This window comes from Methanobrevibacter sp. TLL-48-HuF1 (assembly GCF_023617305.1).
Lineage (GTDB): Archaea > Methanobacteriota > Methanobacteria > Methanobacteriales > Methanobacteriaceae > Methanocatella > Methanocatella intestini.
The window spans coordinates 1-17,615 of sequence record NZ_CP081485.1 but is presented as its reverse complement, the minus strand read 5'-3'; the positions used below and the strand labels follow the sequence as shown (position 1 = coordinate 17,615).

General features: G+C 30.7%; 12 protein-coding genes. 1 reads left to right on the top strand and 11 read right to left on the bottom strand.

Annotation, left to right across the window (positions count from 1 at the left end; all coding sequences use genetic code 11):
* The 8 genes from K4897_RS00060 to K4897_RS00025 all read right to left on the bottom strand — a co-directional run bounded on the left by K4897_RS00060 (position 1) and on the right by K4897_RS00025 (position 8,193).
* Entirely contained in the window at positions 1-1,239 is a 1,239-nt protein-coding gene (locus K4897_RS00060; protein ID WP_250416123.1) for a peptidase U32 family protein, read from the bottom strand.
* Positions 1,240-1,245: 6 nt separating this feature from the next.
* Positions 1,246-2,688: an amidophosphoribosyltransferase gene (purF, locus tag K4897_RS00055; RefSeq protein ID WP_019265501.1), complete on the bottom strand. Its 1,443-nt coding sequence runs from the start codon at positions 2,686-2,688 to the stop codon at positions 1,246-1,248.
* Between the two features lie 49 nt (positions 2,689-2,737).
* Positions 2,738-3,616, bottom strand: a complete 879-nt coding sequence (locus K4897_RS00050; protein ID WP_094516537.1) for a hypothetical protein — start codon at positions 3,614-3,616, stop codon at positions 2,738-2,740.
* 9 nt (positions 3,617-3,625) lie between these two features.
* Complete coding sequence (gene galE / locus K4897_RS00045) at positions 3,626-4,594, bottom strand: UDP-glucose 4-epimerase GalE (protein WP_019268242.1); 969 nt, start codon at positions 4,592-4,594, stop codon at positions 3,626-3,628.
* Positions 4,595-4,603: 9 nt separating this feature from the next.
* On the bottom strand, positions 4,604-5,785 hold the full coding sequence (locus K4897_RS00040) for an NAD(P)/FAD-dependent oxidoreductase (protein ID WP_019265497.1): 1,182 nt from the start codon (positions 5,783-5,785) through the stop codon (positions 4,604-4,606).
* Positions 5,786-5,797: 12 nt separating this feature from the next.
* Positions 5,798-5,965 (bottom strand): 4Fe-4S binding protein, encoded by a 168-nt coding sequence (locus tag K4897_RS00035; RefSeq protein WP_004033656.1) that lies wholly within the window; start codon positions 5,963-5,965, stop codon positions 5,798-5,800.
* A 94-nt stretch (positions 5,966-6,059) separates the two neighbouring features.
* Positions 6,060-6,485, bottom strand: a complete 426-nt coding sequence (locus K4897_RS00030) for a universal stress protein (protein ID WP_019267087.1) — start codon at positions 6,483-6,485, stop codon at positions 6,060-6,062.
* A gap of 4 nt (positions 6,486-6,489) precedes the next feature.
* Complete coding sequence (locus K4897_RS00025; protein WP_019267086.1) at positions 6,490-8,193, bottom strand: ATP-binding cassette domain-containing protein; 1,704 nt, start codon at positions 8,191-8,193, stop codon at positions 6,490-6,492.
* Positions 8,194-8,280: 87 nt separating this feature from the next.
* Here K4897_RS00025 and K4897_RS00020 point away from each other — a divergent pair, with 87 nt between their 5' ends.
* Positions 8,281-8,580 carry a hypothetical protein gene (locus K4897_RS00020; protein WP_019267085.1) on the top strand — a complete coding sequence of 100 codons (300 nt, stop codon included), beginning with the start codon at positions 8,281-8,283 and terminating at the stop codon, positions 8,578-8,580.
* Here K4897_RS00020 and K4897_RS00015 read toward each other — a convergent pair.
* From K4897_RS00015 to K4897_RS00005, 3 genes are read right to left on the bottom strand one after another with little or no spacing between them, the layout of a single operon-like run.
* The gene (locus K4897_RS00015; protein ID WP_019265493.1) at positions 8,577-9,170 is read right to left on the bottom strand and encodes a zinc-ribbon domain-containing protein; all 594 of its coding nucleotides are present in this window, start codon (positions 9,168-9,170) and stop codon (positions 8,577-8,579) included. The two genes, K4897_RS00020 and K4897_RS00015, sit on opposite strands and share 4 nt — an antisense overlap.
* Positions 9,171-9,227: 57 nt before the next feature.
* Positions 9,228-10,979: an excinuclease ABC subunit UvrC gene (gene uvrC, locus K4897_RS00010; RefSeq protein ID WP_019267084.1), complete on the bottom strand. Its 1,752-nt coding sequence runs from the start codon at positions 10,977-10,979 to the stop codon at positions 9,228-9,230.
* 9 nt (positions 10,980-10,988) lie between these two features.
* Complete coding sequence (locus K4897_RS00005) at positions 10,989-17,606, bottom strand: DUF3320 domain-containing protein (RefSeq protein WP_250416122.1); 6,618 nt, start codon at positions 17,604-17,606, stop codon at positions 10,989-10,991.
* Between the last annotated feature and the right edge of the window lie 9 nt (positions 17,607-17,615).

The window sequence follows — 17,615 nt, the reverse complement described above, 5'->3', positions numbered from 1 at the left end:
TTACCTTTTAACTAGTTTATAAACAAAATCATGCTCCCTTACTTTTGTTGGAATAGCTACTCCCACATTATTACCTTTTTCAACATTTTCAACATTTTCACCATTGATTTGCATTGAATCAATTTTATGTTTTATGGAACCTGTAGTTTTTCCCTGTATTAAAATTTCATCTCCAATAGCTAAATCATCCCATATTTTAAGTTCTGCGACTTTTACTTTGTTAAAATAATTAACAACCTGACCAATATCTTTTTTAATGAATTTTGACTGGTTATTTTCACTTGTTTCAAAAGGAGTGTTGAAGTAAAATCCGGTGTCAAAACCACGGTTAAATACACTTTTAAGCTCTTCAATCCATTGAGGATTTATTTTGTACTCTTTAGGACATTCATAATACTTATCAATAGCCTGCCTGTAAACATCAGTTACCATTGCACCATAATCAGGACTTCTGGCTCTTCCCTCTATTTTAAATGAATCAATTCCCACTTCAATTAGCTCCGGAATATGTTCTATCATCATCATATCCTTTGGTGAAAAGAAGTTCGTTCTGTAGCTGTCGTCATATGATTTGGATATTACAAATGACTCGTCATTAACTTCAGAGAGGTTTATTACACTGTCATTATTATCCTCTTCAAAGGTCATCGTCCAGTTTTTACGGCATGGCTGCAGACAGTCACCACAGTTTGCACTACGGCCATATAATCCTGAACTTAAAAAACATCTGCCAGATATTGCCATGCACATTGCACCATGTATAAAAACTTCTGTTTCAATTGGAGAATTTTTAACTGTCTTTTTAATATCTTCCAAACTAAGCTCCCTTGATAAAATAGCTCTTTTAGCACCTAACCTCTTAAGTGTTTTTAAGATGAAAGAATTGGAAATATTTTCCTGAACACTTATATGTGCTTCAAGTCCGTTACCAACAACATCTTCTATTAATCCTATATCTGATAAAATAATCCCATCAATTTCAGATGCTGCAATTTCCTCCAGGTTATTTTTCAATTCCATAGCTCTATCTTCATTTAAAACAACATTGCTGCACAAATAAGTTTTGGCTGAATATTCTTTAGCTATTTTAGAAACTTCAGATAAATCATTTAAAGAAAAATTTTTAGCATTTGCCCTCATATTAAAGTCATCAAGACCAAAATAAGTGGCATCCGCCCCATTTTCTAAAACTGCCCTAAGAGAAATAAAATTTCCTGCAGGAGATAACAATTCAACCATAATATCTTAAGGTTTATAATATGTTTCAGCTTCAATATCATCAGGAAGCTCTGTCGGATAACATTCATTTAAACAGCCTAAACATAAATCTTCTTTAGGCATTCCAATAGCTTTTACCAGTGATTCCAAACTGATATATCCTAAAGTATCAATATCTAACTGTTGCCTTATCTCTTCAACAGAATAATTAGCTGCAATTAATTCTTTTTTACTTGCCATAGCTACACCATAATAACACGGAGCTATAACCGGAGGACAGCCTACCAAAAAGTGTATTTCAGCAGGTTCTGATTCCTTTACAAAATCAATTAAAGATTTGGAAGTTGTTCCTCGAACAATACTGTCATCAATTAAAACTATTTTTTTACCTTTAATAGCTTCTTTAATTGGATTTAATTTAAGTCTGACAGCCAGTTCACGTTCTTCCTGAGTAGGCATGATAAAAGTCCTTCCAACATACCTGTTTTTAATTAAACCTTCACCATAAGTAATTCCAGAAGCTCTTGAATACCCGATAGCTGCAGGAATTGAAGAATCAGGTACAGGAATAACTACATCAGCATCAATCGGAAACTGTTCATATAACTGTTTTCCAATGTTTAATCGTGTCTGATATACATTAACATTATCAATTGTACTGTCAGGTCTTGCAAAGTAAACATATTCAAACATGCAATGAGCAAGAGGAGTTGAATCAGCCAATTCCAGCATGGAACTGCGAATTTCATTATTTTCAAAATATATAATTTCTCCAGGTTTTACATCCCTTATGAATTCAGCATTAATTACATCAAAAGCAACAGTTTCAGAAGCTATAATAAAATCATCCCCTCTTTTAGCTATTGCTAAAGGTTTTATTCCAGCAGGACCTCGAACCCCATATAACTCACCATTAACAAGTATAGTTAATGCATATGATCCTACTAATTTTTTAGAAACTGCTTCAATGGATTCTATAATACTTTTACCATTAGCATAATGTTCCTTTCTTAACATATAACAGATTACTTCAGAATCTGTACCTGATTTAAACTCATAACCTTCACGAATAAGCTCATCTCTTAATTCAGCAGAATTTACAATATCTCCATTATGAGCCATAGCTATAAACCCATCATCAAAATCAGTTACAAAAGGTTGTGAATTTTCAAGTTTGGATTCGCCTGTAGTTGAATACCTTACATGACCAATAGCCATGTTTCCCTGAAGATTATTAATTTCATAATCCTTAAAAACATCAGTCACTAAACCCATACCACAGTAATAATTTAATCCCTTATCTGGACTAAAAGTAGCCATTCCTGCAGATTCCTGACCCCTATGCTGAAGAGCATATAAACAATAATAAACCAAAGAAGAAACATCCTTAGAATCATCTACAGAATGTATTCCCACAACACCACATTTATCTTGCATTTCCCCTTGCATTGACAATCTCCCATATATCATATAATATTAATTATAAATTTTCTTTTTAGTAGTATAAAATTATAGTGATTTAATCCCAAAAATTTTCAAAATTATTTGAGATATCATAATCATCTTCAACTTCTGAAGTTTTATTTAAATCTTTTTTTAAATCCTCTTCATCATTTCCAACAAAGATTAAAGCTGTTTTAATAATTTTCAGCCAGTCTATTGCATCCTGTCTTGACTGAGCACCAATATAACCCTGACCAACAATAATATTTTCCGGTTTAAACTTATTTGTAGCTATTGTAACTTTATCTGCATCTGCAAGATTTTCTCTAAAGACTTCCTGCCATAAATCATTTAAATTGTAAATTTCAAGAAATTCCTTTGAGTAAATATCCTCATAACGGGACTTGAAAGAAGTAAAATCAGATTTTAAATTATCAATAGTTTCCTGCAATTCCTTATTTTTTAAAGATACATCATCATAATCTTCAATAAGTTTATTGTAATCATCAAGTAAGCTATTGTATTTATGAGTTAAATTTAATAATTTATTTTCTAAAGTATGTACATTAACTAAATTTAAAGAATAAGATAAAGCTGCACGTATAATTGAATTCAATATTTCATTAGCTGCTAAATTTGAGTCAACAGTTTCATTTTTAATAATGTTATTATAATCAAATAATCCAACATGATTAAAATCAGTTTTTAAATCATTGAAAAGTAAATTGTAATTCTCATCCTGGCCATAACCTCCAATGAGAATAATATCTCCACCAGCAGCTACTTTTTTTGCTATTTCAAAATTATTTGTAGGAATAATTGAAGAAACAATTATATTATAATCATTTTCAAGCTGAGTATTATCTACAGATTTAGATACAACTTCAGCAATATCCAATCCGGACACAATTATACGTACATCAACTTTTGAAATTACGCTATTTTCATTTTCCATAGCTATAACCTAGTCCTGATATATTTTTTTATGCCAGTTCCAAGCAGATTCAACAATAGTTTCCAAATCGTACTGTGGAGTCCAACCTAATTTATCTTTAATTTTTGTTGCATCAGCTATTAAAATATCAGGATCTCCTTCACGGCGTTCATCTAATTTAACCGGGAAATCTTTTCCAGTTACTTTTTTAACCATGTCAATTACTTCTTTAACAGAAAATCCTTTTCCATTACCTAAATTAAATACATTAGATTCGTTTTCATTACATAAATATTCATAAGCATCAATGTGAGCTTTAGCCAAATCATTTACATGAATATAATCACGGACACATGTTCCGTCTGGAGTATTATAATCAGTTCCAAAAATAGAAATGGAATCTCTTCTTCCAATAGCTGCATCTAATACTAAAGGAATTAAATGAGTTTCCGGTTCATGTAATTCCCCAATTTCACAATCAAAATCACATCCTGCAGCATTGAAATATCTTAAAGCCACATAATTAAAATCTCCTTTTGCAGCTTCACGTTCCAATGCCTTTTCAGTTATGAATTTAGAATGACCATACGGATTAATTGGTTTTAATTCCTGATCTTCTGTAATAGGAACCTTTTCAGGGTTTCCATATACTGCAGCAGTAGATGAGAGAATAAACTTATTAACGCCAAATTCTCTCATTATTTGTAAAAGATTAATTGTATTTTTATAGTTATTTTTAAAATATTTTTGAGGTAATTCAACGGATTCAGCTACTGATGAAAATGCTCCAAAGTGCAAGACCCCATCAATATCATACTTTTCAAAAACTTCTCTTAAATCTTTACTTCCAAAGTCGTAGTTTTCAAAATGTCCCCATTTAACAAAGTCTTCATAACCTTTAACAAGATTATCAACAACGACAGTTTCATAACCTGCCTGATTTAGGGCTTTATTAGTATGAGCACCTATGTAACCTGCTCCACCAGTAACTAGAATCACAAAATCACCTTAAATAAATTTACCTAATTTCAATAAAGCTTTAGGAGACACTTTAACTAAAGCTTTAACAAGTTCAGTAGTTGAAATTTTCTCAAAGTTAACATCCTGGAATGCATGAGCAATATTGTCAAGTTCTTCATCAGATAAAGTTAACATGTACTCCTGAACTTTTTTATATTTGTCAATTTCATGAGATAAATCATCACGAGCTATTTTGTCGTATTTTTTAAGGAATTTTTTAGAATGATTACCTTCTTTAATAGATTCAGCAGCTACCTGACCTGCATACATTCCGCCAGTCATACCGCTGATGATTCCTCCACCGGTTAATGGGTTTACCTGACCTGCTGCATCCCCACAAACCAAAATGTTATCATCATACATTTTTTTAGGCATTCCGCCAACAGGGTCTCCACCAACATTTAATTCAACAGCCTGAGCATTTTTAGTTGCCGGACATTTAGCTATAAAATCATCTAAGTATTCAATAGCTGGTTTTGTTGCTTTATGCTGGAGAATAGCTAAACCTACATTAGCTATGTCATCACCTTTAGGGAAAATCCATACATATCCTCCAGGTGCACATGAACCGAAATAGAATTCAATAACTGCTTCCCTGTCAAATTCAACATTTACCATTTCATATTGAACTCCAGATTCCATTTCTTTAGCTTTTGCACTACCTTTAAGACCAGCCCATCTTGCAACATGACCTTCAGGACCATCTGCAGCAATTACTATTTTAGCTTTAATTTCTTCAGTTTTGCCCATAGATTCTGTAGAAACAATGAAACCATCTTCAATTTTATCCATTCCAGTAGCTAAAGTTTTGATTCTGATTTCAGCTCCAGCTCTTGCAGCATCCATAGCCATATGTTTATCAAAGACTTTTCTTTCAAGAATGTAACCTGCTTCAGGTAATTCAATTTCTTCTTCTGTTAACCATACATCAGTTCCGTCAGGAGAAGTAAGTCTTACTCCATCAATTTCTTTAGTAATCCAGCGTGGGCTTGGTTCAATACCAAGTTTTGCAAGACCTTTTTTAGAAACACCTTCAGCACATCTTTTTGGAGCACCTATTTCAGATCTTTTATCAACTAAAATAACTTTTGCTCCACCAAGAGCTGCATGTTTTGCTGCTGAAGAACCTGCTGGTCCTCCACCAATTACTAATACATCAGTTTCAATCATAGAATAATCTCCCTAATCTTCTTTCTCCAAAGCATTAATAGGACAAGCATCAACGCATGTACTACATTCTCTACACTCACTTTCATCAAATACTAAGCTATACTCTTTAACTTGTATTAAATTTCTCGGACAAACACCTGCACATTCTCCACAGAATGAGCACCAATCTTTTACAATCATAAATTAAGAGTCTCCTTTTTTTATAAAAAATAAAATAGTTTATGTTATGAATAATTAAGTTTATTATAATATTTAAATTCTTTTACACAACTTTTTATCTAACTAAAACAACAGGAACATCAGAAGTTCTTAAAAGCCTTTCACTAACGGAACCAATCTGATTTTGAGATACTTCATTTTCTTCAAAAGAAACAAATCTTTTGTTATCTGAACCAAATGCATGAATAACAACTAAATCAGCACAGGTCTGATTAATAATAAATTTCATGTCTCTTAAAGCATCAGCAGTTAATAAATGCTCAACAGTTTCTATTCCTTCAGCATTAGCTTTCTCAGTAACTTTTGCTAAAATTTCATCACCGCTGTCTTCTGATTCATCATAACTGCTAAAAGAAAATTCTTCCAAAACATGAATAGCAGCTATTTTGGAACCAAATTTTTTAGCTATTTCAATAGCTACGTCAGCTGCCTCATATCCATATTCAGACCCATCAACAGGAACTGCAATAATATCAAACATTTAATTAATTCTCCTTTAAATAATCAGCATGACATAAGTTAATAAAGTTGTCAACAGCCTTATCAACATCTTCACTATCATCTACTATTTTGCCGTCTTCCATAAGGAGAGTTCTATTACTTACTTCCTTAACAAAGTCAGTATTATGTGAAATCATTATAATGGTAATATTATATTCCTTAGATATTTTTTTAAGAGAGTTGGCTACAATCCTTAAAGTAATTGGATCTAAATCACCAAACGGTTCATCTAAAAGTAGGAATTCAGGTTTTGAAATTAAAATCAAAGCAAGCATTACTCTAACTTCCTGACCACCGGATAATTCATATGATTTTCTATATAAAATATCCAAAGGCAAATCAAGCAATTCAAAAATATCTTTTACTGCTTCTTTAGTAGCTGTTTCCGGGAATTTGGGGAATAAATCTTCTAAAATATCTGGCATTAAACCAATTTTAGCTAAAAGGTCTCTTGCTTCACTTTCAGGCAAATCAATTAAAGCATAAAGTGAGTCCAATAATTCTTCGCCTAATCCTAATTTTTCAGCTTTTTTTCTTGCCTGTTTTACAACATTCTGATTTTTATAACCTAAACGAGTAGCTAATTGACTTAAAACAGTTGCATAATAACTTAGGGCAAATTCCTGATACATAAAACCTAATTTTCTTCTTACATCCATACGTTGCATACTTGGCATTGAAATATCTACCCAATCGCCATCTACTTCATAAACAACCTTTCCTTTATCAGGCAATTCCAAATCAGCCAGCATTCTAAGTAAAACTGTTTTACCTGCTCCACTAGGACCAATAAGACTTACAATATTTTCCTTTTTGACATCAAAGTTTACATCCTTAATCTGTAAAACCTCTCCTCCAGAGAACAGATAGAACCTTTTATAAATATTTTCTACTTTAATAACGGTTTTATCAGTTGAAATGTTTTCAATATCTACAGGGGCTTCCATTTTACTTAAAAACTCATCAATAATATCATCAGGATTGCCGTCTTTTTTAATTTCACCATTTTCAAGTAAAATAACTCTATCCGCCAAATATCTTTGAATTTCAGGTAAATGAGACACAACAACAACTGTAATATTTAATTCTTCATTAATCTTTTTAACAGCATCAAGAATTTCTTGTTTTGTTTTAGGGCATGCCATTGTAGCAGGTTCATCAAGAAGCAATACTTTTGGCTGTTTTGCAAGCTGTCTAGCTATAATCAATCTTTGTTTTTCACCACCACTTAATACGGCAGCATAATGATCAGCTTTATCAGTTAAAGAAACCATGTCCAATATCTTATCTGCTTCATCACCAAATTCACTTTCAGCTACATTAAAATCAGTGCTTTCTTCATCAAAATATTTACGAGCATATAATTTTCTTAAAACATTTTCACGAACTGTTTCCGGCCATATACCGAATGACCTTTGAAGATGAATAGCTGTTTCTTTTTTAAGTTGATTATAATAAAATTGAGAATCACCAGCATGAACAGTTGCATCACCAACAGTTATGCATCCTTCATCGAGTTCTTCAACTCCTCTAAGCAATCTTAAAAGAGTAGTTTTACCAGAACCGCTTCTTCCCATTATTCCAAGGATTTCTCCTTCTTTAACTTCAAAACTAATATTTTTAATTCCGATAACTTTATCTTTGTTATCTAATTCATATGTTTTACTAATATTGTCAACTTTAATCATTTTTTATGCCCCAACAATAATATAAATAATTTTATAATTGAAGCTATATATATTTTAATTAAATATATTTTAAAATAAGTGATTAAAATGACTAATAACAATAAAATTCAAGAATATATTGACACTTTAGAAAATGACAAGCTAATGATTGAAACACATTTTGCAAATATTGAAAGAATATTAAAAGAAAATAGTGATTTGAACCAGGAAAAAGTAATTGCCTTATTGTCTAATTTCAATACTTTCAATATCCAATATGATCAGTTATGCCATGATTTAATTACATTTATAAAAATATTCCAACCAGATAAAGAAGAAATAAGGATATATAAAACTGAAGAGCTTATTGAATTATTAGAAGCTAAAGTTAATGAAGTTTCCAACTAATAATTATAATTAATAACCACACTACCTGTTGAACTAGTAGTTGAGTTTTCAGCTACTACATTTCCATTTTTAAGAAGTTCTACTTTAAGTTCATTAGAACTGCCGTCTGATTTTTCAATTACAATATTTACTTTATCCCATGGTGCACAATCTAAATTGTATGATTCATCACCATGACCTGATACTTCACGAATATAATTTGGATCTCCTACTTTACCTGACCAGGTTCCATTATACATTATATGTGCCTGATAAGGATAATTGGAACCTTCCTGTACTTTTTCATCAGCAGAAATAACATTTAATGAACTTTTATTATCCGGCTGAGTTGAGTTATAAATAAATGAAAATAATAATAATGCTATTACCACAATTCCTAAAACAATAGCTATTTTTTTACCTGTGCTAATATTCCATCCATTGTCTGATTTATTATCAGAATTAGCAGTTTGTGGATTTTTAATAGGATATGTACAATTTTCACAATATACTGAAATATCGTTATTTTCATATCCACATCTCGGACACTTAACCATAGTATCTAATTCCCAATAAATTGTTTTTACTGTATAAAACTTATTAAAATTCATCATATTTAAATCTAATTGAAAAAAAATAGAATTTTATAAAAAATCAAATAAGAATGACTAATGATAATAATCATAAACATTAGCAGCTGCTTTCTTATTCATACCTTTTATTTTAGCTAATTCATCAACAGAAGCATTTTTAACATTGTCAATAGTTCCAAATTCCTTTAAAATATTAATCTTACGTTTTTTACCAATGCCCGGAATATCATCTAATGAAGATTCACTTATATTATCACTTCTTAATTTTCTATGGTATGTGATTGCAAATCTGTGAGATTCATCTCTAACCTGCTGAAGCAAATGCAAAGCTTTATTATTTTTAGGAATAATAATTGGCCGTTTAGAATTAGGAATATAAATTTCTTCAAATTCCTTAGCTAGCCCAATAATAGGAATGTGGGCCAAATTAAGCTCATCTAAAACCTCACAAGCCATACCTAACTGACCTTTACCACCATCAATAACAATTAAATCAGGCTCTTCATCTGTGTCAATCATTTTTAAACGACGTGTTAACAATTCTTTCATCATAGCAAAATCATTAGGTCCCGGAGTTTCAATTTTAAAACGTTTATATTTCTTTTTATTTGGTTTCGCATTTTTAAAAGAAACTTTTGAACCAACAGCAAATTTACCTGAAATATTACTTATATCATAACCCTCAATAATTCTTGGAAGTTTATCAAGCTTCAGATACTTTTTAAGTTCGATCAATGAATTTTCCATAGCTTTCTTCTGATGCTTGATAATTTCAGCATTTTTTTGAGCCATATTAACAAGTCTGAGCTTTACACCTTTCATAGGCACTTTAATATAAACTTTATTACCTCTTAAGTCACCTAACCATTCTTCAAGCAATTCAGCATCATCAATAGGTTCATTTAAAAGAATCTGTTTTGGAATATGGCGATTAAATCCATAATATTGCTGAATAAATGCAAATAATATTTCAGAATTTGATTCGTATTGTGATCCACTCATTAAAAAGTCATCACGCCCAACAATTTTACCGTTTCTGATAGGCATTATAATAACTACAACTTCGTTATCATTAGGAGCAATAGCTATTACATCCTGATCCAAATCATCATCTACCAAATCAACAAACTGCTTTTCCATAATTTCTTCAATGGAAGTTATCTGATCTCTTAAAACAGCTGCCTTTTCAAACTGCTCATTTTCAGCTGCCTTCGCCATTTCTTTTTTAAGATTTTTAACAATGACAGAATACTTTCCCTGAAAAAACAAATCAATTTTACTGATTATTTCATCATACTCCTCTTTTGAAATTTCACCCGAACATGGAGCATAACATAAATCAATCTGAGAATTTAAGCAAGGCCCATCCATATTTCGACAAGTTCTAATTTTAAATAATGATTTTAAGAATTTTACTGTCTTTTTAACAGAAGTTACATCTGTAAATGGACCATAATATATTCCGTTTTTTGTAATGTTTCTTGTGATAATTAACCTTGGATATTTCTCAGTTGTAATTTTAACATAAGGATATCTTTTATCATCCTTAAGCTGTATATTATACCTTGGACGATGTTTTTTAATAAGATTAGCTTCTAATATAAGAGCTTCCTTTTCAGAATTAGTTACAATATATTCCAAACTGTCAAAATGACTCATTAAAATTTGAGTTTTGGGCCTGTCCAGTTTTTCTCTGAAATAAGACCTGACTCTGTTAATAAGGTTTTTAGCTTTGCCAATGTAAATAATTTCATCATTGGCATCTCTCATTATATAAACACCCGGTTTTTTAGGTAAATTTTCCGGAGATTTAACTTTTGTTGACATGATTTTACACTATTTTAACTCAAGAGTATCATTATCTAACTTGACTTTATTATCAGCTATCATTAAATCTAAAACACTGTTAATTTTATTAGCTGTCTTTTTGGAAGTTGATTTAAATCCAAAATTCCTTGAAACTTCTTTTGGTAATGTTTTTGCAGAGATTGATTGTTTATGAACTAAAATTCTTTCAATATTTTTAGCTATTTCCTCATCAGAAATTAAATCAATATTAGGTTTATGTCTTTTTCTGATGCATACATCATTGCTTGCAGAATCATATAAAAAGTCACCAATTTTAATAATGTTTCCCGCATCTTCAGATGCACTAATAGCACCATTAACTGCTTTTTTCAAATTAGCACCAGCTCTTTTAATATTACAGCTGTCTTTAACTCTTTTAATAACTTCACTAACATGAACTGGACCTTCTATTTTTACAATTTTATCAATAGACTTAGCTACTTCTTCACTGGACTTTTTAAATAAATCCTCCTGTGATGTTAAACCAATATCTTCAGCCTGTTTATACTCTGCAATTTCATCTTTAAGTTTGACTTTTCCCGGAAGTTTTTTATCATCAAATGCTTTTAATGTATTGTTATTTTTAAATCTTTCCTTTTCAATTTCAACATAATCTTCATTAGCTGTTTGAATAATATCTTCCAAAGCTTGATCTTGCATTTGCTGTCTTCTTTTCTCTTCATGAATCGGAATAATAACATTTTCATCACTAGCTATTTCTTTTTTAAGTGCTTCCATCAATTTTTCCTGTTCATATCTTTTTTCTTCAGCTTCAGCAAAAGTTAATTCTTCTGTTTCATCATTGGAAAAGACATACTCATCTTCATCATGTTCAGGAGTTATATAATCATCTGGATTATATTCTTCAGTTCTGTCAATTACAGCTACATATTCTGCAGGTGTTGGATTTTCAATTTCTTTTAATGATTTATTAATATATTTTACTTCATTTTTTAAATCAACAAGAGAATCTTTAACAGATTTGTTTTTATTATCATTTGTTTTATGGTAAATATTGTTCTTTTTAAGAGGATTGGTAATGCCACTTACTCCCTGATAATAATCATCTTGATTAACAGATGTAGATGTAGTTGATGTTTCCTGTGAAATATTATCATCCTGTTGAGTATACTGATTTTCATCATCATAATCTTGATAATTATCTTTATCAATTATATTTACTTCAATGTCTTTTTCATTATTAATATCTGAAATTACTTCTTCAAAAGCATTAGCTACAATATCAGAAGCTACATTATGAATATCTTCATCATCTAAATCTACATTAGATTTAAATTTTAGATTTTCATATAATTTCTCACCATCTTGTGAATTTTCATCAATAATTTCAGGTTCTACAACATACTCATCCTTAGGAGTTGGCCTATGTAACTTAGGATTTTCATTCTCCATTATTTCACCACCTACAGTTTCAATTTCCTCTTTTTCCAATTTAGATTTACCAATAATCGCACTAGCTATTGTTCCATGTTCTTTGTTTTCCAATCTTTCATTATCAAAGAAAATACTTTTAATAGAATTATTTTTAGATTTCTTATTATCTGATTCTATAGGATTTACTTCTTCATCAAAAGATTCATTAACCTCTTCTTTAGATTTTAACTCGTCCTCTTTAGAATCAATATCATCATTATCACGATTAATATCTTCTTTAGGTTCTGAAGCTTTTAACTCGTCCTCTTTAGAATTAATATTATCATTATCACTATTTTTAGCATTAACTTTTACATTTTCTGCTTTTTCTTCAGGTTTTGAATCAATTTTATCATTTTTAAGATCTAATTCATCTTCATTTTCAATATTTTTACTAAATTTAATATCATTTATTTTTTCAGTATTCTTACCTGCATTTTTCTTTTTAGATTTGAAAATTGAACTAATACCAAAACCTTTTGATAAAGATTTTTTAGATTTATTTTTATCTTTAATATCTTTAGTTTCATCATTTATAGACTCTTGAGAACTTTCTTCTTTAACTTCAGAGAAATCTTCTTTTTTAGATTTTAAAGAATCATCATCTTCCCCAGAAGAAACAACCCCAACATCAGAAACTACACTCTCCTCAAATTCAGAATCATCATCTTCCCCAGAAGAAACAACCCCAACATCAGAAACTACACTCTCCTCAAATTCAGAATCATCATCTTCCCCAGAAGAAACAACCCCAACATCAGAAACTACACTCTCCTCAAATTCAGAATCATCATCTTCCTCAGGAAGAATAACCTCAACATCAGAAACTTCATCTTCTCCAGATTCAGATTCAGTACTATTTCCTTCAAATAAATAATCATCATCTTCAACATCCGAAGAATCATTTTTATTTTCATTAAATTCCAAATCCTCTTCAGGAGGAATAACTTCAATATTTTCATCCTCACCAATATCAGAAGTTGATTTTTCATTTTCTTTTTGTTCTTCAAGCTCCTTTTGTTTTGCAAGACGTAATTCTTCAGCTAATTTTTCAGCTTCTTTTTTCCTTTTTTCAGCCAGTTTTTTAGCTTCTTCAGATTTGCGTTTTTCCTCTTCACGTGTTTCTTTAATAGCTATTTCAACAGCTTCAAGTAATCTTTTACGTCCCAAATCCCTATTTCTATACCAATCTGTAGACCATAAATGATAAAGTTTCCATCCAAGCCCTTTTAGAACCTGTTCTCTTAACCTATCTCTATCTCTAGCTACTTTACTTGATGCATACATTTTTCCGTCAGTTGTAATTCCCAAAATATACTTTCCGGGATTTTCATCATCAACAATAGCCAAATCCACTCTAAATCCTGCACATCCAATTTGTTTATCTACTGTATAACCGTTTTCAGCTAAAAAACTGGCAATTGCATCTTCAAATGGTTCACTGGACTGTTGAGTTATTTGTGATGCTCCTAAAGTCAAATTCTCAGCATATGACAGGAATTCTTTTAGAGCTTTTACACCATATGGTGGATTAGCTGTTAAATGCATATCATAAGCTTTAAAATTGCAAAATACTACACATTTTTCCCTTGCACGGGTAATTAATACATTTAACCTTCTTTCCCCACCATCCTGATTTAATGGACCGAAATTTAGAGACATTTTTCCGGCTTGGTCATGACCATATCCTACACTGATTAAGATAACATCTCTTTCATCACCCTGTATTGTTTCAAGGTTTTTAACAAAGAAACGTTCATCTTTATTTTCTGAGAATAATGGCTCTAATTCCGGACGGTTTTTACGTTCAATTTCCAATTCTTCAAGAATTGCATTTTTTTGAGCAACAGAAAATGTTCCAACACCTAAGCTTTTAGTATCCCCATACTTATCAAAATGATTGAAAATTTCTTTTACAACATCACGAGCTTCCAAATGATTTGCAGATGATAAACCTCTGTCATACACAGTATTTGGATTATAATGGAATTTTAATCCCAGTTCCGGATCATCATGAGACGGAGAAGGATATACCAATAATTCATTATTATAGAATTCTTTATTTGAAACAGAAATTAAAGATTCATGACGGCTTCTATAGTGCCATTTAAGCATTTTAACCGGAAATGACAGTTTACATAAATGTAAAATGCTCTCCATATCCAAGGAAGTAGCTACTTCTTCTTCACTTTCACCAGTTGCCATTTGGTCAAAGAAGGATGTTGGAGGTAACTGTTGAGTATCTCCCATTACAACTGCAGTTTTGCCTCTCATAAATGCACCTAGTGCATCTTCAGGTTTAACTTGACTTGCTTCGTCAAAAATAACAACATCAAATTGCAATTCTTCATTTGTAGGGTCAAGATATTGTGCAACAGATAAAGGACTCATCATAAAACATGGTTTTATCCTTTTAATGATTCCTCCAGCTTTTTCCAATAATTTTCTAACTGGCAGATGCCCACTTTTTCTTGTAAATTCTCCGGCTAATATTTTAGCTTCCGGATTTTCAGTAGCTCCAAATATTTGTGGAATATTATTATTTAACTTTTGGAAAATTCTTTTACGGTTTAGGGATAATATTTTTTTATCTAAATCTTCAAACTCTTTTATTCTATTTTCATGTAATTCTCCAATAAATGTAGCCAGTTCCTGATTTTCAACAAATAAAATATTTAATAATGAATCTGCAAAGTTTCCCTGAACCAGTGCTTTAACATCATCTTTTTTAATGTCTCTTCTTTCAATTGAATCAATAAACTGTTCAGAATCTGTTCCTTTACAAGCATTTTTAGTATTTAAATATTGTGACCATAAATGAAGACTGGATAATTGTCCTCTCCAGTTATATAATTGTTCCTGCCATTTTTCAAAAGCAACATCTCCAGTATCCCTTTTAAAAATCAGTTTACTTCTAGGGTTTAATTTAGATTCTAATTTTTTAAGTTCACTTTCAAATAAATTTCCGGATTCAATGTATTCAGTCAAATCCTCTTTAGGATTTATACTAAACATATCTTTAGATAAAATATCAATAGTGTTTTGTGAAAAGATTCCGTCACGGGTTAAAGCTACGAATTCATTCATCCATTTTGCTATTTCTTTTAAATCATTAATGTTTGCACCTAAATGCCAATAATCACCATAATATTTACGAGCTAATGATTTATTAGCATCCAATTGATTTTTAATAAGAATTACCTGTTTTGCCTGTTCCAAATCAAATATAACATCTTCTGGAGATTTAGGAACTGGACCTTGATAATATCTTTCAACTAACTCAATGTGAGGTTTATTACCGAATAATCTGGATAATTTCTTATGAGCACTTTCTTGAACCTGTCCAATCAGTCTGTCAATATCTGCAGAAAATATACCTGAATTAAATTTGTCTAATGATTTAGCTGCTTTTTGATATTTATCCAATTCTTTTATTAACCTATAAGCATCATCATTGTTATTATTCCAGGCTCCTGATTTTAATATGTCACCATCAATCAATTCAGAATTTTTAGAACTGATTATATCAAATGCTGAAAGAGACTTTTCAAATTCATTAAGTGTCTCTGGTTTTTTGATACCATAAATATCATAAACTCTTCCCCTTTCAACTAAAAAGTCATCTAAAGCATGTAATGTATCATTAATTAATTGCTCGATTTCCCTTAAATCTGCAGGAAGTAAACTTTTTGGAGCACATTTACTCCATGGATTTTCCTTAGAAATTGTCTGATATAACTCAGCCAGGTTTTCTAAAGATATAGTTATGTCATCCAAATCTTTTAAAGTTAAAGTTTCAGGATGAGAAAACCTGACTAATGGAATTATACGGTTACTTCTTGAAAAATGCTCATCAGCTGCTTCTTTTAAACCATATAACTGAAATGCAGATAATTGAACCTCATACAATGGTTTATGAATAATTTCTGCATAATCATCAAGCTGCTGTCTTAATGTTTCAAGCTTTCTTATAGTCTGATCTATATTCATTGGTTCCTGAGATCTTACTGTTGTAGCCTTTTCCAAATCTTTCAAGAATTTTTTACGCCTTGTTTTATGTGAATGCAATTCCAATATAAACTTACCTAATCCGACACCTGTTAATCTGTCTTTTACTACATCTAAAGCAGCCATTTTTTCACTGACAAATAAAACAGATTTTCCTTCAGCAAGAAGCTCAGCTATTAAATTTACAATTGTCTGAGATTTACCAGTTCCAGGAGGTCCTTCTACAACTAAATTTCTTCCGACTTTAACATCCTGAATAGCTGCAATCTGTGAAGAATCAGCATCTAAAACCTGATACATTTTAGAGTATTCTAATTGGGAATCAATGTCTTCTTCCTTAAATGCCTCTTTATCATTAATACTTGGATTAAATATAGCTTGTATTAACTCATTTTTAGTTAAATCCACATTATTTTCCCATGCTTCAGGATTTAAATCATTATACATTACAAACTTGGTAAAACTAAAGAAACCTAAAGCTATATTAGTATTAACTTTCCATTCATTCATTCCTCTAACAGAATCCCTAACTTCTCTTAAATAATGGTCAATAGCTTCACCATATTTTTTAAATTCAAAATCCGGAAAATCAATACCGTTTTCTTTTAATTTAGCTTTAATAGATATATTTGTTTGAATATCTTCTCCTGTCCACTCTAAATTAAATGATTTACCTACTTTTTTACGCTCCATTGCAACTGGAATAAGAACTAATGGAGCATGATTTACCTGTTTTGGTTTGGTATTATCTCTCCATTCTAAAAATCCGACAGCCAAATAAAGAATATTATAACCTTGTTCCTGCAACATTGTTTTAGCTTGGTTATTAATATAAAACAATCTTTTTTGAAGTTCATTAGGAGTTAAATCTGTAGATAATGTTTTATCTCCATCAGTGAACCTTGAAAGATCAAATGGAGCATGATCCCAAATTGAAAATCCTGATTTTTCCTCTTTTTTCTCTTTTTTATTAGCTACAAAATACATTTTATTATTTTGCAAAACTAATGTCTGATAAATGTTAATTGGTGATTGATTTGAAATAGTAATTGTTCTGGCTCTGGTTTTAAAATTAAGAAGCTGATTTCTTAAAGTTAAATCTAAAAGTTCATTACGTAAGTTTTCAAACTCCTTTTTGATTTTATCTGATGAATTATTTAACATATTGCCCCT